Below are 19,607 nucleotides of genomic sequence, written 5' to 3' on the forward strand. Positions count from 1 at the left end.
CAAGTATGATCCTTTTGAGATCTTCCAACAGTTTTGTCCTGGAAAGGGTATGAACCACATTGGAGTTAAAAGCATACGGATGCACCTTTAAAGGTGTGGTAACTTCCATATTAATGTCATAAAACAAAAACGGGCTACTGGTACCTGCTCTAAAACCAATCACATCTGGATAACCCATGGAATGGTCATTATTAATCTCGAGCTCGATAAGGTTATTATACTGGTCCGGTAAACGCAAGTTATATTTATGGTTCATCGCATGCTCTACAGAGCTGTGAATAACATCCTCCATTCTTAATTTTTCCTTTCTCAGGTCTTTTATATCATCCATAGCATAATAACCCAGCAATAAGCCCACTTTCGCATAATCTGCCACAGATTTTATTACTGCTCTATGCGGAATTCTGTTATGACTTATATTGCGATCATACTTAGAAAAATCACTCAACTGGAACATAAAAAGCATATATAATTTATGCTTTTTTATCAATTGAATAAGGTCTTCAAAAGTATCATGGGGATCCTGTTTTACCCGTATCCATACCTGTAACCTATCCAATACTTTCCCCAGGTTGAGCTGAAAAAGATCTGATAAAAGACCTATAAGGCTTCTAAGAAAGCCTTTATTTTTAAACATAAAAGTATGCTCCGCAGCTATAATGGTTCCGGTTTTATATTCCCTTTCACCGTGTTCAAAATTTGGGAACCTTTCGAGTAAAATTTTCCGGAATTTATACGCCCAGATATCTACAACCGGCTTGTGCAGGAAACTTTCCTGATACCCCAAACTTTCTGCAGCCGGAAATCTCCCATACTCATCTTTTACATGTGGAAGGTATTCCTCATATCTGCTTAATAAATAAAATGAAGCGGAAAAAATGTCAAACGGGAGATCGCTGCCTTCTGAAAGTGGAAAGAAACAAATGGTATCATCCCAGGGCTGCACTTTTATATCAATTTCTGAAAACCCCTGTTCCAGTAGGAGATCTGCCATTTGAATAAAAAATTCATTTCCCAGCGCCTGTTTTCCGTAGCTAAGTTTAGCTCCATCGTGCGCTATGAATTCTTCAATTTTAGATGTAAATTTTATGGAAATCCCCAGTAAATGAGTGCAAATATGCTTGAAAACATACGTTATTCTGGGAGTAATTTTTTGAGTATAGATCAATAACATTCAAGGGGAGTCTTAGAGCATTCCTTCATCAGCAAAGCTAAGGTATGACTTTTCAGTAACAATAATATGATCCAGAATTTTGATGTCAAGGCTTTCTGCTGCCGTTTGGAGTTTTTTGGTAAGCTGTTTATCGGCTTCACTGGCCTTTAAATTACCTGAAGGATGATTATGAGCAAGGATAAGCGATACCGCGCCTAATTCCAATGCTTTTTTCAGGGTAAGTCTTACATCTACCAGAGTTCCGGTAATTCCGCCTTTACTAACCTGATATTGTTCGACTACCTTATTACTGTTGTTCAAATAAAGGATCCAGAATTCTTCATGTTCCAGCTCTCCAATGATTGGTTGCATGATCTCATAAACTGAAGCACTTGAGGTTATTTTAATGCTTTCCAATGCTTCCTCCAACCTACGACGCCTACCAAGTTCCAAAGCTGCAGTAATTACCACTGCTTTGGCTGTTCCTATCCCTTTAAATTTGCATAGCTGACTAACAGAAAGCTTCCCCAACTTATTCAGGTTATTCCCTGAAGCTGAAAGGATACGTTTTGAAAGCTCCACTGCCGATTCGTTCTTGCTCCCGGAGCCAATGAGAATAGCCAGTAATTCAGAATCACTTAAAGCCTGTTTCCCCTTTAAAAGAAGCTTCTCCCGTGGGCGATCATCTTCTGCCCAATGTTTAATACTAAGATTTGTTCCCTGCTCCATATAAGTTTTAAAGATATATAATCAATTTAAAATTATGGAGGGTAATTTTTCGCTAAAGCAAAGATTTTAAATGATTTAAATCCAATCCGCCGTAATTCCCGCTACTCATCATTAATAACACCGAATTTGACAAATCGATGCTTTCCAATTCTAATTTGAATTCATCCGGATTTACAAAAACGCGAAGTCCCTCTTTTTGAAATGCCTCCTGCACCTGTTCTGTTGAAACCGATTCCAGTTTTTTGATGGCAACAGCATCTGGTGAATAGAACACAAGCGCGGTATCTGCTTTATCAAGCGTATTTTTATATCCTTTTAAAAATTCAGCATTCAGGCTTGAATACGTATGTAACTCCAGGCATGCGATTACTTTTTTATCTGCAAATTGTTCTTTTACCGCCGCAGTAGTAGCGGCTACTTTTGAAGGACTATGGGCGAAATCTTTAAATATTATGGAAGAATTAATTTCAGCGATTTTTTCAAGTCGTTTGGAAGCACCTTTAAAACTGGCAATAGCTTCATAAAAATCATCTTCATCTACACCCATGTGCTGGCAAACCCATTTCGCCCCGGCAAGATTATTTAGGTTATGTTTTCCAAAAATCTCCAAAGGCATCTCTCCTTCCGGTACGTCAAGAATAGTTGTATCCCCTTCGGTATGATAATCTGGTGTTTTATATGGATGTTTTCTTATAGGATTCTGACTTTCTTCAGCAAGCTTTTTTAATTCGGCATCTTCCTCATTATAAACCAGGATTCCTCCATTTACTATTGAATCAATAAAAATCCTGAATTGTTCCAGGTAATTTTCATAGGTAGGAAAAACATTGATATGATCCCACGCGATTCCGCTTAAAAGCGCAATATTTGGCTGATACAAATGAAACTTAGGTCTAGGATCTAAGGCTGAAGACAGGTATTCGTCCCCTTCAATTACAATAAAATCATTTTCTTCGGTAAGATGCACTGGATTGTCCAATCCTTCCAGAGTAGCCCCAACCATATAATCTATATCCCGGTCATGATAATTCATTACATGAAGTATCATAGAAGTAATACTGGTCTTTCCATGAGACCCGCCAATCACTACCCGGGTTTTATCCTTTGCCTGTTCGAATAGAAATTCAGGATAGGAGTAAATCTTTAAATCTAATTCCTTCGCCCTTTTAAGCTCGGGATTATCTTCCCTGGCATGCATCCCCAAAATCACAGCATCAAGCTGAGGAGTTATTTTTTCAGGGAACCATCCCATTTCGTGGGGAAGGATATTCATTTCATCTAAACGGCTTTTTGAAGGCTCGAAGATTGCATCATCACTACCTGATATTTCATAACCTTTTTGTTTAAGTGCGATTGCCAGACTGTGCATGGCGCTTCCACCAATTGCGATAAAGTGAATTTTCATAAAAAGAATTTGTACAAATATAAATTTTAAAGGTGGCTAGAAAGTTCTAAAGACGCTGGATTTTTTGTTTTTCTATAAGTGCCTTATCAAACCCGGGATCTATTTGAAGTGATTTGGTAATATGTTTTAAAGCAATCTCCTTATTATTAAGCTGTCTTTCAATTTGAGCCAGTCTAAGATAGGCCCATGCCGGTGTTTTAATATCCTTATAACCATAACTTTTGATATATTGCAGAAGAAATTTCTTCCCTTGCTCCATATGAATTTCGTAATTCGCAGAAACCTCTCCCAGTTCATACCGAAGGTAGTTTCTGGTAATTAAATCTGGTTTTTCAATAGCCAATCGGAGAGCTTCTTCATATTTCATCTTTGCCAATTCTTTATAATCATTAATTTTATAGATGTAAGCGTCAGCTAACAAAGCATCTATTCTATTAATATTTTTCAGATCTGAGGCATAACTTTCAGCAATGGTTTGACTCCCTCCTAAAAATCCCGGGATTTGCATATAGAGTTCTACCAGTGCCCTTCTGGCTTCCGCATGGTTGGGGTCAATCTCAGCTGCTTTTTTAAGGTAATCCTTTATGTCTCCAATCAGAAGTGCGGCTTGGAACTTAGAGCCATAATAGGCTTTCATCCCCATTGCTCCTCCCAGTTTGAAATTATTCATAGCGTTGTCCGGCTCCTGTTTTACCAAATTCTGGTAGTGATTTATTGCCTGATCCCAATTCTTTCTAAAACTTGCAATATCACCTAAGTATTCTATGGCTGATTTATGGTTTTCATATTTGAGGAATATCTTTTCGGCCTCATTTATCTCACCTTCATTTAATAAGATTTCGGCTCTTCTAATTTCCGATTGCCCAAAGCAAACGACCGTTAAAAGATAAAAAAAGCCGAGCAATGGTTTTAAATTTGTTAACATAGGTAAAATTTTTATACATTAGAGATGCTCAATGAGCTGTGATTCAGCATCATTAGGAGGCTTTTCTTTTAAATGTTAAGATGTTTCTTAATTTGCCTAAGCATATTAAAAATTATTTTAATATTTGTGCAACTTTTATTGAGTTTTTAACCGAATAATAATTTTTGAATTTAACACCTAGCCTATGCAAAATTTTACTACCGGGAGGAGGGGAATAAATTGGTTCCTTTTCACCTTTATTCTATTTGTTGGGAATTTGACCAGTTACGGTCAAACAGACTGCCCTTCTTCAGGGGATATCCCAGCATCACAGAGCTTTTGCTATCTGGAAACTATCAGCGACATTAATACTGGCGCCAAGAAATATCCAGTTTACCAAACAGATGACAATGCGACCGATACTCAGCCAATACCAGGTAATGAAGTTTTAACTGATGGTACTACTTATTATGTAGGTGGGACCTCAGCAACTTGCGACCGTGTTCCGGTTACTGTTAACGTGACAGCAACAAATACTCCAGATAATACACTTTTCCCTGAAAGAGATAATTTTACATTATCACCTTGTATTTCTTCTGATTATACTGTAGGGCAATTGAAAGGACTTTTTACTCCAAATTCAGGATTCACAATTAAAGTATACGAATCTGAATTTGGCGATGATGAATTGACAAACAATAACCAAAAATTAGTCCCTAACGCAAGTTATTATGTGGGACAAACAGCATCGGGAGAATGCCCTTCTACAAGAGCTGCAGTAGGTTATGACCCTGTAAAAGCTCCGGCACCGAATGCAGAGAACGAACAAACATTTTGTGAAGGTGCTACTGTCGCCGATCTAGAGGCTCAGGGCACTGAACCTAACACACAGTCAATTAGATTTTACAGATCTGCCACTGCTCCTTCACCATTAGCTTCAGACACCGAGTTAATTCATGATAGAACTTATTATGCAACTCAGGTTGTTAACAACCGAAACAGCAAATTCCCTCCATGTGAGAGTGAAGACAGAACCCCTATTAAGGTGACGGTAATTCCTTTTGATGCCGGTGCGGATGTTTCAGCAACATATTGCCAGCAGGAGATTGAAGATTTGCTTACTGGAGGACAAACTCCGGGGGAGATCTTTATTAGCATTTTCGAAGGAAGACCATTACCTGCTAATGTAACCTTTAATCCAAGTTTGGATCAAATTACTGCAGATTTCAATAATGATCCAACCCAGACCTTCAACACCGTTGCAACTTTCACAACAGAAGATGGTTGCCAGGATGATGCAGGAATCTCTTTAACGGTTACAGAAAATCCTGATGCCGGAGAGAATGGATCGGTTACGTTAAATTCAAACGATGCTCCAATCGATTTAATCGATTTCTTAAATGGAACTCCAGCTGCTGGGGGAACCTGGACGCCTGGAGATGGCACTTTTGACCCTGCTATAGATACTGCTGGCGACTTTAAATATGAAGTAACAGCAGGCAACTGCTCTGACAGTGCTATAGTAACTGTAATTGTTAACAAATGTGATCCTCCAAATGCAGGGAATGATGGCACAGGAATCGTTTGTTACCCTGATTGGAAGAGCACTTTCCCAAATGAAGACGCACTCAAAAATTATCTTTACACCCTACTTGATGATGGTGTTCCAACAGATGGTACTTTTGATCCAACTATCAGTGAACTTAATGACATGTATGAGGATGATGCAGATGGATTAGGAGACTTCTCTACTACCTACACTTTGGGAACAGATGGTTGCACAAATAGTACCCTTTTAACCATAAGCGTTGTAGAAAAAGACAAAGCTGAAGCAGGATCTTTCAAGAACATTAAAGATGTATGTTCCAATGACGAAATGATCGATCTTACTAAACTTGAAAACAATGATCCAGATGCTTCTAAAGGAGGCACATTTAGCGGGACAGGTGTTGATAATAATATGTTTAACCCTTCAATAGGAAACGGTGAATACACTATTACTTATACTGTAGATGGAGATACTCCGTGTGTTACAGGACAGGATGAAACTACATTTACTATTTCAGTAAATGATGCAGTAGTAGATACAAGCGTTAACAGAAATCTTTGTATCACTGAAGCTCAGGATTTAATTTCTAATCCAGCTGGAGGCTATGCTTATATCACCAGCCTTCTTGCTGAAGGTGGAGTTACTACAGTAGATCCTGATAATTTTGAAGACGGAACTATGGCTGAAGCAACAAGACTTGCTAATTATATCAACAGTCCAGATTCCAATAGTGAAAACTTCGAATTTAAATACACAAACGACTCCGGTAACATTTGTGAAGGAGGAACAGTTACAATTTCTATAACTATTACTACTGTTCAAGACGCTGAGGCTGGAACTATCCAGGACCAGACGGTTTGTACCAGTGATGGAATGATCGATCTTAATAATTATTTAGGTGACGATTCTACTCCGGGAGGAACTTTTACAGGACCGGGTGTTACAAATAACGAGTTCGATCCAACTATTGGAGCTAGTACAGATGGTTATGAGATCACTTACACTGTTGACGATTCTGCCGACTGTGTAACTCCTGGAACTTCAGATTCTACTACATTCAAGATTTTTGTAAATCAGGGAATAGAAGCTGGAAATTCTAACACTGTTGATCTTTGTCGTGAGGATGTAGATAGAATGTTCCCAACACTAGGAGCCGTTAAGAAATTCTTTTTGAACTTATTGGATAAAGATGTTAATCGTAACGGAACATTTAATCCTACTATGCAGGAACTTATTACAGATTATAATGAGAATCCAGATAAAGATGTTTTCACTACGACATACACTTTAACCAATGGAACTTGTACAGATACTGCTGTATTGACAGTAAATGTATATGAAGGTCTACCGGCAGAAACGGGAACTATCGAAAATCCTGCACCTGTATGTAAAAATGCAGATGACATTGATTTGTTCTCTTTACTTTCTGATGATGCAAATCCAAATGGGGAATTCGAAGGATATGAAGATGGAATTTTTAGCCCTGGAATGATGAGCGCAGGTGATTTTGTAATTACTTACACCCTTACCGAAGACTCTCCTTGTACTACAGGAAATGCTTCTACTTCTTTCACAATTACCGTTCTTGATTCGGCTTACGCTGGAACTGATATGGAATTAAGTGTTTGTGGAGATGCTGAAGTTCAAAATCTTTACGATTTCCTTTCAGTTGATGCTGATACAAATGGAGAATTTACTCTTGATGGCGAGATCATCGTAGATGGTATGATGGATCCAACAATGTATGACGCTGATGTTTATTCAGTAATCTATACTGTACCTGCAAGCAATGATTGTGGAGATGATACAGCTACTTTTGAGGTAACTATCCTTCAAGCTTCTGAAGCTCCGGCATTTGATGATGTTAACATCTGTGCTGTACTGGAACCAACCGGTGCCGATCTAATGGCAGGGAATGAAGACCTAACTTTCTATTCAGATGCAGACCTTACTATGATGGTTACTGAAGGTGAAGATCTGGTTTCAGGCTCTTACTATGCTACGCAGAGAAATGATTCAGGATGTGAGTCTATGGCTACTGAGTTTACAGTAACTCTGACCGATCCTGGAACTCCAACGATCGATAATATCAATCAGACTTTCTGTGAATTTGATGAACCAAGAATTTCAGATCTAAACGATGTAATTGACCAGACTTCAAATGTTACCTGGTTTGCTACAGAAGACAGTACAGATCCATTAAACACCGGAATTGCTTTACAAACCGGAACTTACTATGCTTCACTATACGATCCGGCAACAGATTGTGACAGTGCTGCAAGACTTGCTGTAAACGTAACTATTGAACGTTGCCCACTTGTATTCCCGGAAGGAATTTCACCAAACGGAGACGGCTTAAACGATACGTTTGACATTAAGAACATAGAGAAAGAATATCCTAGATATACAATTGAGTTCTTCAATAGATGGGGAGATTCCGTATACAAAGGAAATGCGAACACTCCAGACTGGGATGGTACCAGTAACCAAGGTTCTCTAGGCGGTGATTTATTACCGGTAGGAACTTATTTCTACTACTTGAACTTCAACGATGGTAGCACAGAACCAAGGAGAGGAACAGTATACTTAAGTAGATAATAGGATAAACACGAAAAGAAATGAAAAAAACAATAACAAAATACTTACTATTCGCAGGCATTATCCTTTTTTCTATAAAAGGTATGTCGCAACAAGATCCGCTCTTCACTCAGTACATGTATAACATGAGTGTAGTGAATCCTGCATATGCTACAGATGATCCGGGAATGTTAAATCTTGGAGGTATCTATAGAATGCAATGGACAGATGTTGACGGTGCACCACGCACCCTCAACTTCTTCGCCCACACTCCGGTGAGTGAAAGAGTAGAACTGGGTCTTACCGTAGTTCATGACGAAATTGGAAATGTTGAGAAATCAAACAACATTACTGCAGATTTCGCCTATGTAATTCCTACCAGCGATAACACTAAACTTTCTTTTGGCGCTAAGGCAGGTCTTACAACATTTGATGCAAACCTTTCTAGGCTTACTCTTAACGATCCTAATGATCCGGCATTCGAAAATATCAGTGAAATTTTTCCTGTATTTGGAGTTGGAGCATTTTGGTTTGGTGAAAAGCATTACTTAGGACTTTCTGCTCCTAACCTGCTTACTTCAAAACACCTTGACAACAGTCAATCTTTAAGAGACCGTGGAGCTGAAGAGGTTCATTATTATCTTACTGGAGGATATGTATTCGACCTGGGAGAGAACGTGAAGTTAAAACCTTCTACCATGCTTAGAGGCGTTGAAGGAGCACCTTTATCTGTAGATGTAAATGCCAACGTTCTTTTATACGACAGGTTGGAAGCTGGTGTTGGTTATAGATTCGATGAGTCTATTACCGGATTGGTTAATTTCAAAGTTACACCAGGACTACGAATTGGATATGCATATGATTATCCAAATTATGATCTTAGTAATGATGGCTCTCATGAGATAATGTTACTTTTTGATCTTGACCTATTCGGTCTTAAAAAAGGATACGATAAATCACCGAGATTCTTCTAAAATCAGATAAATATGAAAAATATATATAGTACACTTTTAATAATACTCGTAAGCATCTCTGCTTTCGCTCAAAAGTCTGAAGTTCGGGAAGGGAATAAACTCTTCGCTCAGGCGGCTTATATTGATGCGGCCGATGCTTATGAAAACGTTAATGAAAAATCTCAGGAGGTTTTACAAAATCTTGGAGATTCTTACTTCTACACTAACCAGATGGAAAATGCTGTAGAAGTATATGAATTGTTATTCCTAAGACATTCCGGAGCAATTGAGCCTCAATATCAGTTTAGATATGCTCATGCCCTAATGTCTCAGGGCAACTATGTAAAAGCAGATGAACTTATGAACGAATTAACCGGTGAAAACTGGGATCATAAAGAGTTCGCAAGCACCCTTGACACAATTGTACCACACAAATTCAAGTACGACCAGATTTTGAACAACGCTTCATCATCAGATTTCGGAATTGGCTTCTATGGTGACCGTGTTGCTTTTGCATCTACAAGAAATCAGGAGCGTCCAATTTACCCATGGAACAAATTACCTGCTTTAGACCTTTACAGCGCTAAGATGGATAAGGATGGTAAAATGGAAGACATCGTTCTTTTCCCTTCTGTGATCAATACAGATGAGCACGAAAGCTCTGCTACTTTTAGTAAGGATGGAAAAGTTATTTTCTTTGACAGAACAAATGAGAACCGTGTTAAGAATGAAAATGATGTTCGTGTAGCTCATATTAGTCTTTATCGTGCTGAAATGGTAGATGGAAACTGGACAAATGTCACCAAACTTCCTTTTAGCAGTGAAACTTATTCTGTAGAGCACCCAAGCTTAAGTGCCGATGGTAAAAAACTTTACTTTTCAAGTGACATGCCAGGTGGTAGCGGATCGTTCGATATCTATGTAGTAGACATCAACGAAGACGGAACTTATGGAACACCGAAAAATTTAGGCCCTGGTGTAAACACACCACATAGAGAGCAATTCCCTTTTATTAGTGATGAGAATATACTTTATTTCACATCTGATGGTCATCAGGGATTTGGTAATCTTGACATCTTCCGTTCTGAAGGAGACTTTTCAACTTCAGAAAACCTTGGAGGATCGATCAATAGCGGTCATGATGATTTCGCTTATGTGATCAAAGAAAATGAGGAGACTGGATTCTTTGCTTCAAACCGAAGAGGAACAGACAACCTTTACCGTTTCACACGTGAGGAAAATGAAATTATTGAGGCTCCAACTGTAACCGATGAAACAAGCGGACAGGACCTAATTCCTATCGACGGAAGTAAAATTTACTTCGATTTCGATAAGGCTACCATTAAGCCAAAATCTGAAGTAGTGCTTGACTCTGTTGTAACTTATATGAACGACTATCCTAACATCAAGGTTAAAGTTGAATCTCATGCAGATGCAAGAGGATCTGATAGCTATAACATGGCACTTTCTAAAAGAAGAGCAGCTGCAACTGTAGATTACCTTGTTAAGAAAGGAATAGACAGAGCCAGATTAACTTCTGAAGGATTTGGTGAGAGCAGACCAGTTAATGACTGTACGAAGCCTAATATGTGTACTGAAGCGCAATATGCTAAGAACCGTAGAAGTGCTTTTGTTGTAAGCAATAGAAAGAATTCATCTGATAAATCTTCTGAATCCCTGGATAAGGATAAGATGAAAGAAGTGATGGATGAAAATGAAGAGAACTAAGTTCTCTTTGAACTAACCAACCAATCTTAATAAAAAAGCCCTTGCAATTGCAAGGGCTTTTTTTATTGGAAGACTCCATATTTATTTACCGGGTGGATAATTATCAAGAGCTTTTCTCACAATCTTATCTAACTGTTGCTGCCTGTTCTCTGGTGATGATTTTAGGTTAAATGGACTTTCCACGATTGCCTGCCATACCAGCACATCTTTTTCCACATCAATAAAATCGAAGGTTAATTTGAGGTAAGTATCCATCTGCCCAACCGGGATCCCTCCGGAAACTCCTACCCCCACATTACCTCCTCCACCACCAATACCAAGTCCAACGCGACTACGATTGTCTCGCTCAAAACTTGTGGAATAAACATTTACATAGATATCAGGCTCTTCGGTTTTACTAAAACCCTTATTGATCATTTGACTATTCAAACTATTGAGTAATCGGCTCTGATTCAATTGACTCAAACCGGTTTGGAGTTCCGGGTATACTGAGTAAGTGGAATATTGTTGGAATTCTACATTTTGATCATAATCAATTACAGCGCGTGGAGAATTACAGGCCGTGATCAAAAGTAAAAGAATGGATATTTTAAAAAGTCGCATAACTGATTTTTACTAAAATTAGCAAAAATCAGTTGGAGCAACTTGCTGTTTAACAGGAATTAAACAGGCTTCTTATTAAGCATCTGCCATAATTTATCTTTCAATTCCTGCAAACCACTTTGGGCAACAGAGGAAATGAATAAATATGGCAATTTGAGTTCACGATCCAGCTCTGAGGCCAGTTCAGCTTTTAATTCATCATCCAGGAGATCACTTTTTGAGATAGCGATCAATCTGTCCTTATCTACAAGTTCAGGATTATACCTGCGCAATTCGTCCAGTAAGATATTATACTGCTCTTTGATATTTTTAGCATCTGCAGGAATAAGGAACAATAAAGTAGAATTTCTCTCTATATGCCTTAAAAACCGGTGACCCAGTCCTTTTCCTTCCGCAGCACCTTCAATAATTCCTGGAATATCAGCAATTACAAAGGTTTTAAAATCCCGGTATTTTACGATTCCAAGATTTGGTTTTAGAGTTGTAAACTCATAATCTGCGATTTTTGGTTTCGCAGCAGTAACCACCGAAAGTAAAGTTGATTTCCCGGCATTTGGAAAACCTACAAGACCAACATCTGCCAAAATCTTAAGCTCAAGAGTGACATCTATTTGCTGCCCGTCGATCCCTGGTTGAGCATATCTTGGAGTCTGATTGGTAGAACTTTTGAAGTGCCAGTTCCCTTTACCTCCCATTCCACCTTCAGCCACGATAAATTCCTCCCCATGTTCTGTGATCTCTTTTAAGATCTCATTGGTTTCGGTATCTCTAATTACGGTTCCTAATGGAACTTCAACATACTCATCTGCACCCTGCGCACCGGAGCTACGTTGCTTTCCACCATTTTCTCCGTGCTCAGCCTTTACGTGTCTTTTAAACTTCAGGTGATATAATGTCCAGAGATTCTCATTTCCCTTAATGATCACATGGCCACCACGACCTCCATCCCCTCCGTCAGGACCTCCTTTTGCGATATATTTTTCCCGGTGAAGGTGAGCAGAACCCTTTCCTCCTTTTCCGGAAAATACATGCATTTTTACGTAATCAACAAAATTCCCTTCAGTCATAGTTTCTTATTTCATTAAGTCATCAATCACACCGCTTAAACGCTCTGTGATCTCATGGATACTTCCAACGCCATCCACACCAAAATATTTATCCTGCTTCTGATAGTAATTTTTCAGAATCGCAGTCTCCTTATAATAAATGCTAATTCGGTTTCTAATAACCGCTTCATCTGCATCATCTGGTCTTCCCGATGTTTTTCCACGCTCCAGAAGTCTTTCAACCAGAATTTCATCTTCCACTTCCAGCGCAATCATTGCATGAACCTCTGTTCCTTTTGATTCAAGATAAGCGCTTAAAGCAACTGCCTGAGCTTCGGTTCTTGGAAAGCCGTCAAATATAAATCCATTCGCACCCTCATTTCTTTCCACCTCAGCATTCAGCATATTGATCGTTACTTCATCCGGAACCAATTGCCCTTTATCCATAAAAGATTTTGCACTAATTCCCAGCTCAGTATTGTTTTTAATATTAAATCTAAAAACATCACCGGTAGAAATATGAATCAGGTCATATTTATCTTTTAAAATTGTTGCTTGTGTTCCTTTGCCTGCACCCGGAGGGCCAAACAGCACGAGATTTGTCATTTTGGTTTCTTTGCGTTTATATACTTGAGTAAGATTACGTCCCAGACCATCATAATCCAGACCATAACCCACAATAAATTTATTAGGAATTTCTATACCTTTAATATGAACAGGTACATTTTTTTTATAGGCTTCCGGTTTAAAGAACAAAGTCGCCACTTTATAGCTGCGAACTTCTGCCTTTTTTAATATCTTATCAATTTCAACCAGAGTATTCCCCGTATCCACGATATCTTCCAGAAGAATCACATCTCTTCCTTTAAGATCCTGATTTAAGCCTAAGAGAGTATTTACATTACCGGTAGATTCAGTTCCTTCGTAGGAACCCATTTTCACAAAACTAATTTCACAATCCCCTTTAAATCTTTTAATCACTTCTGAAGCGAACATAAAAGATCCATTTAGCACCCCAATAAATACTGGTTTTTTATCCAGATATTCGGAGTTTAAAGAGTCTGAAATTTTATCTATAGCCCCGTTGATCTCTTCTTCATCAATGAAAGGTTCGAACTCAAGGTCATGTAGTTTTATCAAAATTTGGAAATTTTAAGTGGCAAAGATAATGAATCTTAGGAAGCCTGCCCTCCCGAATTCTTATGGAATATATATGGCAGGTATTAGGAATAAGTTATTTTTGCGAAAACCCGATTGAACTTATGGTAAATTATTTTTCTTCAGACTTTAAATTAGGAATTTTAGGGGGAGGGCAACTCGGAAAAATGATGTTATATGAAACCAGAAGATATGACATTCAAACCCTGGTTCTGGATCCCAGTGCAGAAGCACCTTCAAAGATCTCCTGCAATTATTTTGAAATGGGAGATTTGATGGATTATGATACTGTTCTGAATTTTGGAAGAAAGGCAGATGTTATCACTTTTGAAATTGAAGGAATTAATATCGAAGCCTTAAAACAGCTGGAAAAAGAAGGAAAAAAAACATATCCCTCTGCCGCAACCCTGGAAAAGATCCAGAATAAAGCCATTCAAAAGGAATTTTATATAGACAACAATTTACCAACTGCGCCCTTTAAAAGATTTGACGATCTTGATTCCTTAAAGGAAAGCATAAAAGCTGGTATGGTAGAACTGCCATTTGTATGGAAAAGTGCCACCGGAGGTTATGACGGGAAAGGAGTTTCAGTAATTAGAAAACAGGAAGATCTCAACGAACTTTCATCTGGCGAATGTATAGCAGAAAATCTGGTTCCATTTAAAAATGAACTGGCTGTTATAGTTGCAAGAAATCCTTCGGGGGAAACAAAAACATACCCGGTTGTGGAAATGGAATTTCACCCAACCGCCAATCAGGTGGAGTATGTAATTTGCCCGGCAAGGATCGATGATCATATAGCTGACAAGGCAAGAAAAACCGCTGAACTGGTTTCCGAAGCATTTGAACATGTAGGACTACTGGCCGTTGAAATGTTTTTAACTGAAGATGATGAAATCCTTATTAATGAAGTAGCCCCAAGGCCTCATAATAGCGGACATTACAGTATCGAAGCTTCTTACACTAATCAGTTTGAACAGCAAATAAGGGCAATCCTGGATTTACCTCTTGGTAATACCGATAGTAAAGTTGGAGGTATTATGGTAAATCTTGTAGGAGCTGAAGGTCATGAAGGGGAAGTTCAATATGAAAATATTGAAAAAATCATGAAAATGGATGGTGTGACTCCGCACATCTACGGTAAGAAGATCACTCGTCCTTTCCGAAAGATGGGCCACGTTACTATTGTGGATAAGGACCTGAATAAGGCCAGAGAAACAGCAGAAAAAGTAAAGAACAGCATTAGAGTAATCAGTAAAAAATAACAAATGGGAAAAGTTGCAATAATTATGGGTAGTACCAGCGATATGCCGGTAATGCAGGAAGCCATCGATATTTTAAAAGGTTTTGATATTGAAGTGGAAGTTGATATTGTATCTGCGCACAGAACTCCTGAAAAATTATTTGAATTTGGAAAGACTGCTCATGAAAGAGGAATCAAAGTGATAATTGCAGGTGCCGGTGGAGCCGCTCATTTACCCGGAATGGTCGCTTCCCTATCTCCGCTTCCTGTAATAGGCGTACCCGTTAAATCACGAAATTCCATTGACGGCTGGGACTCAGTGCTATCCATTTTACAAATGCCGGGCGGTGTGCCCGTCGCCACAGTAGCTCTGGATGGCGCAAAGAATGCAGGTATCCTGGCTGCCCAAATTATCGGGGTTGCAGATAAATGCATGCTGGATAAAATTATGGTTTATAAAGAGGGCTTAAAGCAAAAAGTAATAGAAGGAGCCGAAAGCCTGAAGAAATAGGAAACGTCTAAAAATGAGAAAGACCGCGTTAGCGGTCTTTCATCAAGTAGACTTCGTAATCTGTACTAATTATTTATTAACCATTCTAAATATTAAACCAGAACTCTGAAAACTACAAGGCTTTTCTAATCCATTAAGAATTAGTCAAGCGACGAATTTAAGAAAATTTCTTAAAATTAGCAATAACATCAATTTTATTTATCAATAGCGTTAAAAATCAGCCTTTATGAGCTCCAATAATATACTCCTCTCCAAATTTGAATATGCACCTTTTTCGAAAATATCAGATTCAGATTATAAACCCGCGATTACACAGGCAATAGAGTGGGCCAGAAAAGAAATAAATGAAATTGCAAATTCTAAAGAGGAGCCAACATTTGAAAATACTATTGAGGCTTTGGAATATTCAGGAAAGCCACTTGATAGAATTACAAGTATCTTTTTTAATATCAACTCAGCAGAGACTAATGAAGAAATTCAGAAAATAGCACAGGAAGTCTCCCCTCTTTTATCTGAATTTAAGAATGATATTATTCTGAACAAAGAACTTTTCCAGCGTGTAAAAAAGGTTTTTGAGACCAAAGAAAGTTTAAAACTCACTCCGGAACAAGATACTTTGCTCGATAAAAAATATAAAGCTTTCACCCGCAACGGAGCAAACCTACCTGAAGACAAACAAATTGAGCTTAGGGAAATAGATAAGGAACTTTCCAAACTCAAACTTCAGTTTGGGCAGAATGTACTTGCTGAAACCAATAAATATGAGCTTCAGGTTACCGACGAATCCAGATTAAAAGGTTTACCTGATAGTTTTAAGGATGAAGCCAGAGAAATAGCAAAAGAAAAGGGGAAAGAAGGCTGGATTTTCACACTTGATTACCCTAGCTACATTCCGTTTATGAAATACGCCGAAGACCGTGAGCTTCGAAAAGAACTCGCTATCGCCTTTGGATCTAAAGCATTTCATAATGATGAACTGGACAACCAGGAGAATGTACTACAAATTGCGAGATTGAGATATAAACGAGCAAAGTTACTGGGTTATAAATCTCATGCTCATTTTGTACTGGAAGAACGAATGGCCGAAACCCCGGAAAAGGTCGATTCCTTTTTACAGGAAATGCTGGAAAAAGCAAAACCGGCAGCTTTAAAAGAGTTTGCTGAATTGGAAGCCTTTGCAAAAGAGTTGGACGGGATCGATAAACTTCAAAAATGGGATGCTGCATACTATGGAGAAAAATTAAGAAAGAAATTATTCGATCTGGAGGATGAAAAATTAAAGCCTTATTTTCAGTTAGAAAATGTTGTGGAAGGCGTATTTACAATTGCCGGGAAATTATATGGCCTGAAATTTAAAGAGGTTCATAATATTGACAAGTACCACGAGGATGTAAAGACTTATGAAGTAACCGATGAATTTGGAGAATATGTAGCCTTATTCTATGCAGATTTTCATCCGCGCCCGGGAAAAAGAGATGGAGCCTGGATGACCATCTATAAGCAACAATACATTGAGAACGACAAAAATGAACGTCCTCACATTTCGATAGTTTGCAACTTCACCAAACCAACTGCGAAAGAACCGTCATTACTAACTTTTAATGAAGTAACCACCCTATTCCATGAGTTTGGACATGCGCTGCATGGAATGTTGGCGAACACTACCTATCCAAGCTTATCCGGAGCGAACGTATACTGGGATTTTGTGGAATTACCAAGCCAGGTCCTGGAGAACTGGTGTTATGAAAAAGAAGCACTGCAATTATTCGCCAGGCATTATAAAACCGGTGAACCTATACCTCAGCAATATATTGACAAAATAAAGGAGTCCGCTAATTTCCATGAGGGGATGGCCACTTTAAGGCAAATAAGTTTTGGCCTGCTTGACTTAAGCTGGCACGCAGGTGACACATCTAATATTAAAGATGTAAAATCACATGAAGTGGAGGCATTTGAATCAACCAAGCTTTATCCAGATGTAGAAACCAATTGTATGAGCACTGCTTTCTCTCATATTTTTCAGGGAGGATATTCCGCCGGTTATTATTCTTATAAATGGGCGGAAGTTTTGGATGCTGATACTTTCGAGTATTTTACTGAAAAAGGAATTTTCAGTAAAGAGATAGCTACTAAATTCAAGGAAAACATCCTAACACAGGGTGGAACAGAACACCCTATGGAACTTTACAAACGATTTAGAGGTAAAGAACCGCAACCCGAAGCATTGTTAAGAAGAGCGGGACTAATCGAGAAATAAATCTAATTGGGAAAGGAATGGTAAAACTTATATAATTCATATTATAAGTCGCCATTCTTTTCCTATTTTTGAGTAAACCCTACAATTTTAGATCATGCAGGCTCATACATTAGATCCTAATAAATGGGTGGACAGGTATTCAGATTATCTGTTCAATTACACGATCGTTCGCGTTAATGATCGTGAGGTAGCTAATGATCTTATTTCAGAAACTTTTCTTGCCGGATTAAAGTCGGCAAAATATTTTAAAGGCGAAGCAAGTGAGAGAACCTGGCTTATTTCTATCCTTAAACGTAAGATCATTGATCACTACCGGAAGATCAATTCAAGAAAAGGTAAGGCCGAAGTCAAAATTAATTATGCTGAAGATGGCAATGAAGGTGAATGGCTGGAGGAACGTGTAGCCGATCAATTTGACAAGACCGCTGAAGACGAAATGGAGAATAATGAGCTTGGCCTGGCGATTTTGGACTGTCTGGATTCCATTAACGAAAAGCACGCTGAAATTTTTAAAAGAAAAACTATTGATGGGGCTGATACTGAAGCAATTTGTAATGAATTTAATATCACGCCGTCTAATTTGTGGGTTATCATACACAGAGCCAGAACTGCACTGGCCGCTTGTCTTGAAAAAAACTGGTTCTAATTATGAGTAAGAAAAATAAATTCTTTTTTATGGATTGTTCTGCGGCAGCAATCTGCTGTGATAAAGCTCAGTACCAGGAAGCTAATTTTTTTGAAAAAATAAAATTGAGCTTTCATCTGCTGCTTTGTAAAACCTGCAGAAAATTTTCTTCCCGTAATCGAAGACTTACTGACCTTATGGAAGACGCTAAGCTTAAAACCTGTTCTGAAGAGCAAAAGAAACAATGGAAAGAGAATATTAAAAAAGAATATTCCGGTCAACGCACTTCATAGCTAAAAATATCCCCAGATAAAATATTGGTATTGCTTCTACCCAAAATGAAGAATAATATTTTGTTTGTTCCACCCTTGCCTTCCACAATAACCAGATAGTTAAAATCAAAGTAAAGGAAAGTGCCACAAAAGAGACTGAACTAAAATTCCATTGAAACATTTCCGTTAAAAAAATAATACCAATAAGGATAGTCCCAAATATTTTCGTCTTTCCAACCCCTAATTTTTGAGGAATTGTTCCTAAAGCTTCACTGTCAAAATTAAGGTCTCTTATTTCAAAAGGCAGAGTGAGTACTAATACCAAGGTTAACCTTTGCAAAAAGTCCACAATCAGGTTACCCCCTAAAACTTCCATTGCCGCTATCATTGGCAATAAAACACTACTTCCCGCCCATACAACTGCGATAATAAAAATTTTAAGTCCGGGTAAACTCCTAAGATTTCTGTCATTGCCCAATATTGGCACCGCGTAGAAAAGAGTTAATACACCTAATACCGCCGTTGCGATAAGTACCTCCACCCTCATTTGAAAAGAAAAATAAATAAGAGCCAAAAAGCTTAAAAGGGAAAATATCTGGATCAATCTCAGGTTGCCTGCAAGACTTAAGTGATGAAGTTTTGCGATCCCTGCATATTTCACAAAATTATATCCCGTTATAGAGGAGAAAAATACAAAACCAATAAGCTCAGGATTAATCGCTAAATCATATTCCAGGTAAGTTATTATGGTGAATGCTACTATTGCAAGCGCCACATGAAGACTACTGTTCACATAAAGTTCAAGACCATTTTTCAACAACTTCATTCAGCGAAATTAAGAATAATAAAAATTGCTTGTTTATCACTTTTAAAACTTAACAACTGTATACGTTT

16 protein-coding genes are annotated in these 19,607 nt (G+C 38.3%); 8 read left to right on the top strand and 8 right to left on the bottom strand.

What is annotated here, in order from left to right:
• The 4 genes from ACNKXV_RS03425 to ACNKXV_RS03440 all read right to left on the bottom strand — a co-directional run.
• Positions 1–1,174 (bottom strand): polysaccharide deacetylase family protein (locus ACNKXV_RS03425; protein WP_417906285.1); only part of this gene is annotated, 1,174 nt, incomplete at its 3' end.
• 12 nt (positions 1,175–1,186) lie between these two features.
• Complete coding sequence (gene radC / locus ACNKXV_RS03430) at positions 1,187–1,882, bottom strand: RadC family protein (RefSeq protein WP_417906286.1); 696 nt, start codon at positions 1,880–1,882, stop codon at positions 1,187–1,189.
• A 52-nt stretch (positions 1,883–1,934) separates the two neighbouring features.
• A complete protein-coding gene (locus ACNKXV_RS03435) occupies positions 1,935–3,287 on the bottom strand; it encodes a UDP-N-acetylmuramate--L-alanine ligase (protein WP_417906287.1) in 1,353 nt (450 codons plus the stop codon).
• A 46-nt stretch (positions 3,288–3,333) separates the two neighbouring features.
• The gene (locus ACNKXV_RS03440) at positions 3,334–4,212 is read right to left on the bottom strand and encodes a tetratricopeptide repeat protein (protein WP_417906288.1); all 879 of its coding nucleotides are present in this window, start codon (positions 4,210–4,212) and stop codon (positions 3,334–3,336) included.
• 184 nt (positions 4,213–4,396) lie between these two features.
• Between ACNKXV_RS03440 and ACNKXV_RS03445 the strand changes: the two genes are divergently transcribed.
• Genes ACNKXV_RS03445 through ACNKXV_RS03455 form a run of 3 tightly spaced genes read left to right on the top strand, consistent with a single transcriptional unit; the run spans position 4,397 to position 10,998 of the window.
• Positions 4,397–8,338: a gliding motility-associated C-terminal domain-containing protein gene (locus ACNKXV_RS03445; protein ID WP_417906289.1), complete on the top strand. Its 3,942-nt coding sequence runs from the start codon at positions 4,397–4,399 to the stop codon at positions 8,336–8,338.
• A 20-nt stretch (positions 8,339–8,358) separates the two neighbouring features.
• The gene (locus ACNKXV_RS03450; protein WP_417906290.1) at positions 8,359–9,291 is read left to right on the top strand and encodes a PorP/SprF family type IX secretion system membrane protein; all 933 of its coding nucleotides are present in this window, start codon (positions 8,359–8,361) and stop codon (positions 9,289–9,291) included.
• Between the two features lie 12 nt (positions 9,292–9,303).
• Positions 9,304–10,998 carry an OmpA family protein gene (locus ACNKXV_RS03455; protein ID WP_417906291.1) on the top strand — a complete coding sequence of 565 codons (1,695 nt, stop codon included), beginning with the start codon at positions 9,304–9,306 and terminating at the stop codon, positions 10,996–10,998.
• A gap of 81 nt (positions 10,999–11,079) precedes the next feature.
• On the opposite strand, the gene ACNKXV_RS03460 is transcribed toward ACNKXV_RS03455, so the two are convergent.
• From ACNKXV_RS03460 to ACNKXV_RS03470, 3 genes are read right to left on the bottom strand one after another with little or no spacing between them, the layout of a single operon-like run.
• A complete protein-coding gene (locus tag ACNKXV_RS03460) occupies positions 11,080–11,601 on the bottom strand; it encodes a DUF4136 domain-containing protein (protein WP_417906292.1) in 522 nt (173 codons plus the stop codon).
• A 59-nt stretch (positions 11,602–11,660) separates the two neighbouring features.
• Positions 11,661–12,668 carry a GTPase ObgE gene (gene obgE, locus ACNKXV_RS03465; RefSeq protein ID WP_417906293.1) on the bottom strand — a complete coding sequence of 336 codons (1,008 nt, stop codon included), beginning with the start codon at positions 12,666–12,668 and terminating at the stop codon, positions 11,661–11,663.
• Between the two features lie 6 nt (positions 12,669–12,674).
• Positions 12,675–13,787: an adenylate kinase gene (locus tag ACNKXV_RS03470; RefSeq protein WP_417906294.1), complete on the bottom strand. Its 1,113-nt coding sequence runs from the start codon at positions 13,785–13,787 to the stop codon at positions 12,675–12,677.
• A gap of 122 nt (positions 13,788–13,909) precedes the next feature.
• On the opposite strand from ACNKXV_RS03470, the gene ACNKXV_RS03475 reads away from it, so the two are divergent.
• The 5 genes from ACNKXV_RS03475 to ACNKXV_RS03495 all read left to right on the top strand — a co-directional run bounded on the left by ACNKXV_RS03475 (position 13,910) and on the right by ACNKXV_RS03495 (position 18,734).
• The gene (locus ACNKXV_RS03475) at positions 13,910–15,070 is read left to right on the top strand and encodes a 5-(carboxyamino)imidazole ribonucleotide synthase (protein WP_417906295.1); all 1,161 of its coding nucleotides are present in this window, start codon (positions 13,910–13,912) and stop codon (positions 15,068–15,070) included.
• Between the two features lie 3 nt (positions 15,071–15,073).
• Positions 15,074–15,559, top strand: coding sequence for a 5-(carboxyamino)imidazole ribonucleotide mutase (gene purE / locus ACNKXV_RS03480; protein WP_417906296.1), 486 nt, complete (start codon positions 15,074–15,076; stop codon positions 15,557–15,559).
• Positions 15,560–15,785: 226 nt separating this feature from the next.
• Positions 15,786–17,816: a M3 family metallopeptidase gene (locus ACNKXV_RS03485; protein WP_417906297.1), complete on the top strand. Its 2,031-nt coding sequence runs from the start codon at positions 15,786–15,788 to the stop codon at positions 17,814–17,816.
• A gap of 94 nt (positions 17,817–17,910) precedes the next feature.
• Entirely contained in the window at positions 17,911–18,462 is a 552-nt protein-coding gene (locus ACNKXV_RS03490) for a sigma-70 family RNA polymerase sigma factor (RefSeq protein WP_417906298.1), read from the top strand.
• Between the two features lie 2 nt (positions 18,463–18,464).
• Complete coding sequence (locus ACNKXV_RS03495; RefSeq protein ID WP_417906299.1) at positions 18,465–18,734, top strand: hypothetical protein; 270 nt, start codon at positions 18,465–18,467, stop codon at positions 18,732–18,734.
• On the opposite strand, the gene ACNKXV_RS03500 is transcribed toward ACNKXV_RS03495, so the two are convergent.
• Entirely contained in the window at positions 18,700–19,539 is an 840-nt protein-coding gene (locus ACNKXV_RS03500) for a UbiA prenyltransferase family protein (protein WP_417906300.1), read from the bottom strand. The genes ACNKXV_RS03495 and ACNKXV_RS03500 overlap by 35 nt on opposite strands.
• Positions 19,540–19,607 lie beyond the last annotated feature (68 nt).

The sequence above is a fragment of the Christiangramia aquimixticola genome (assembly GCF_048285835.1).
Taxonomy (GTDB): domain Bacteria; phylum Bacteroidota; class Bacteroidia; order Flavobacteriales; family Flavobacteriaceae; genus Christiangramia; species Christiangramia aquimixticola.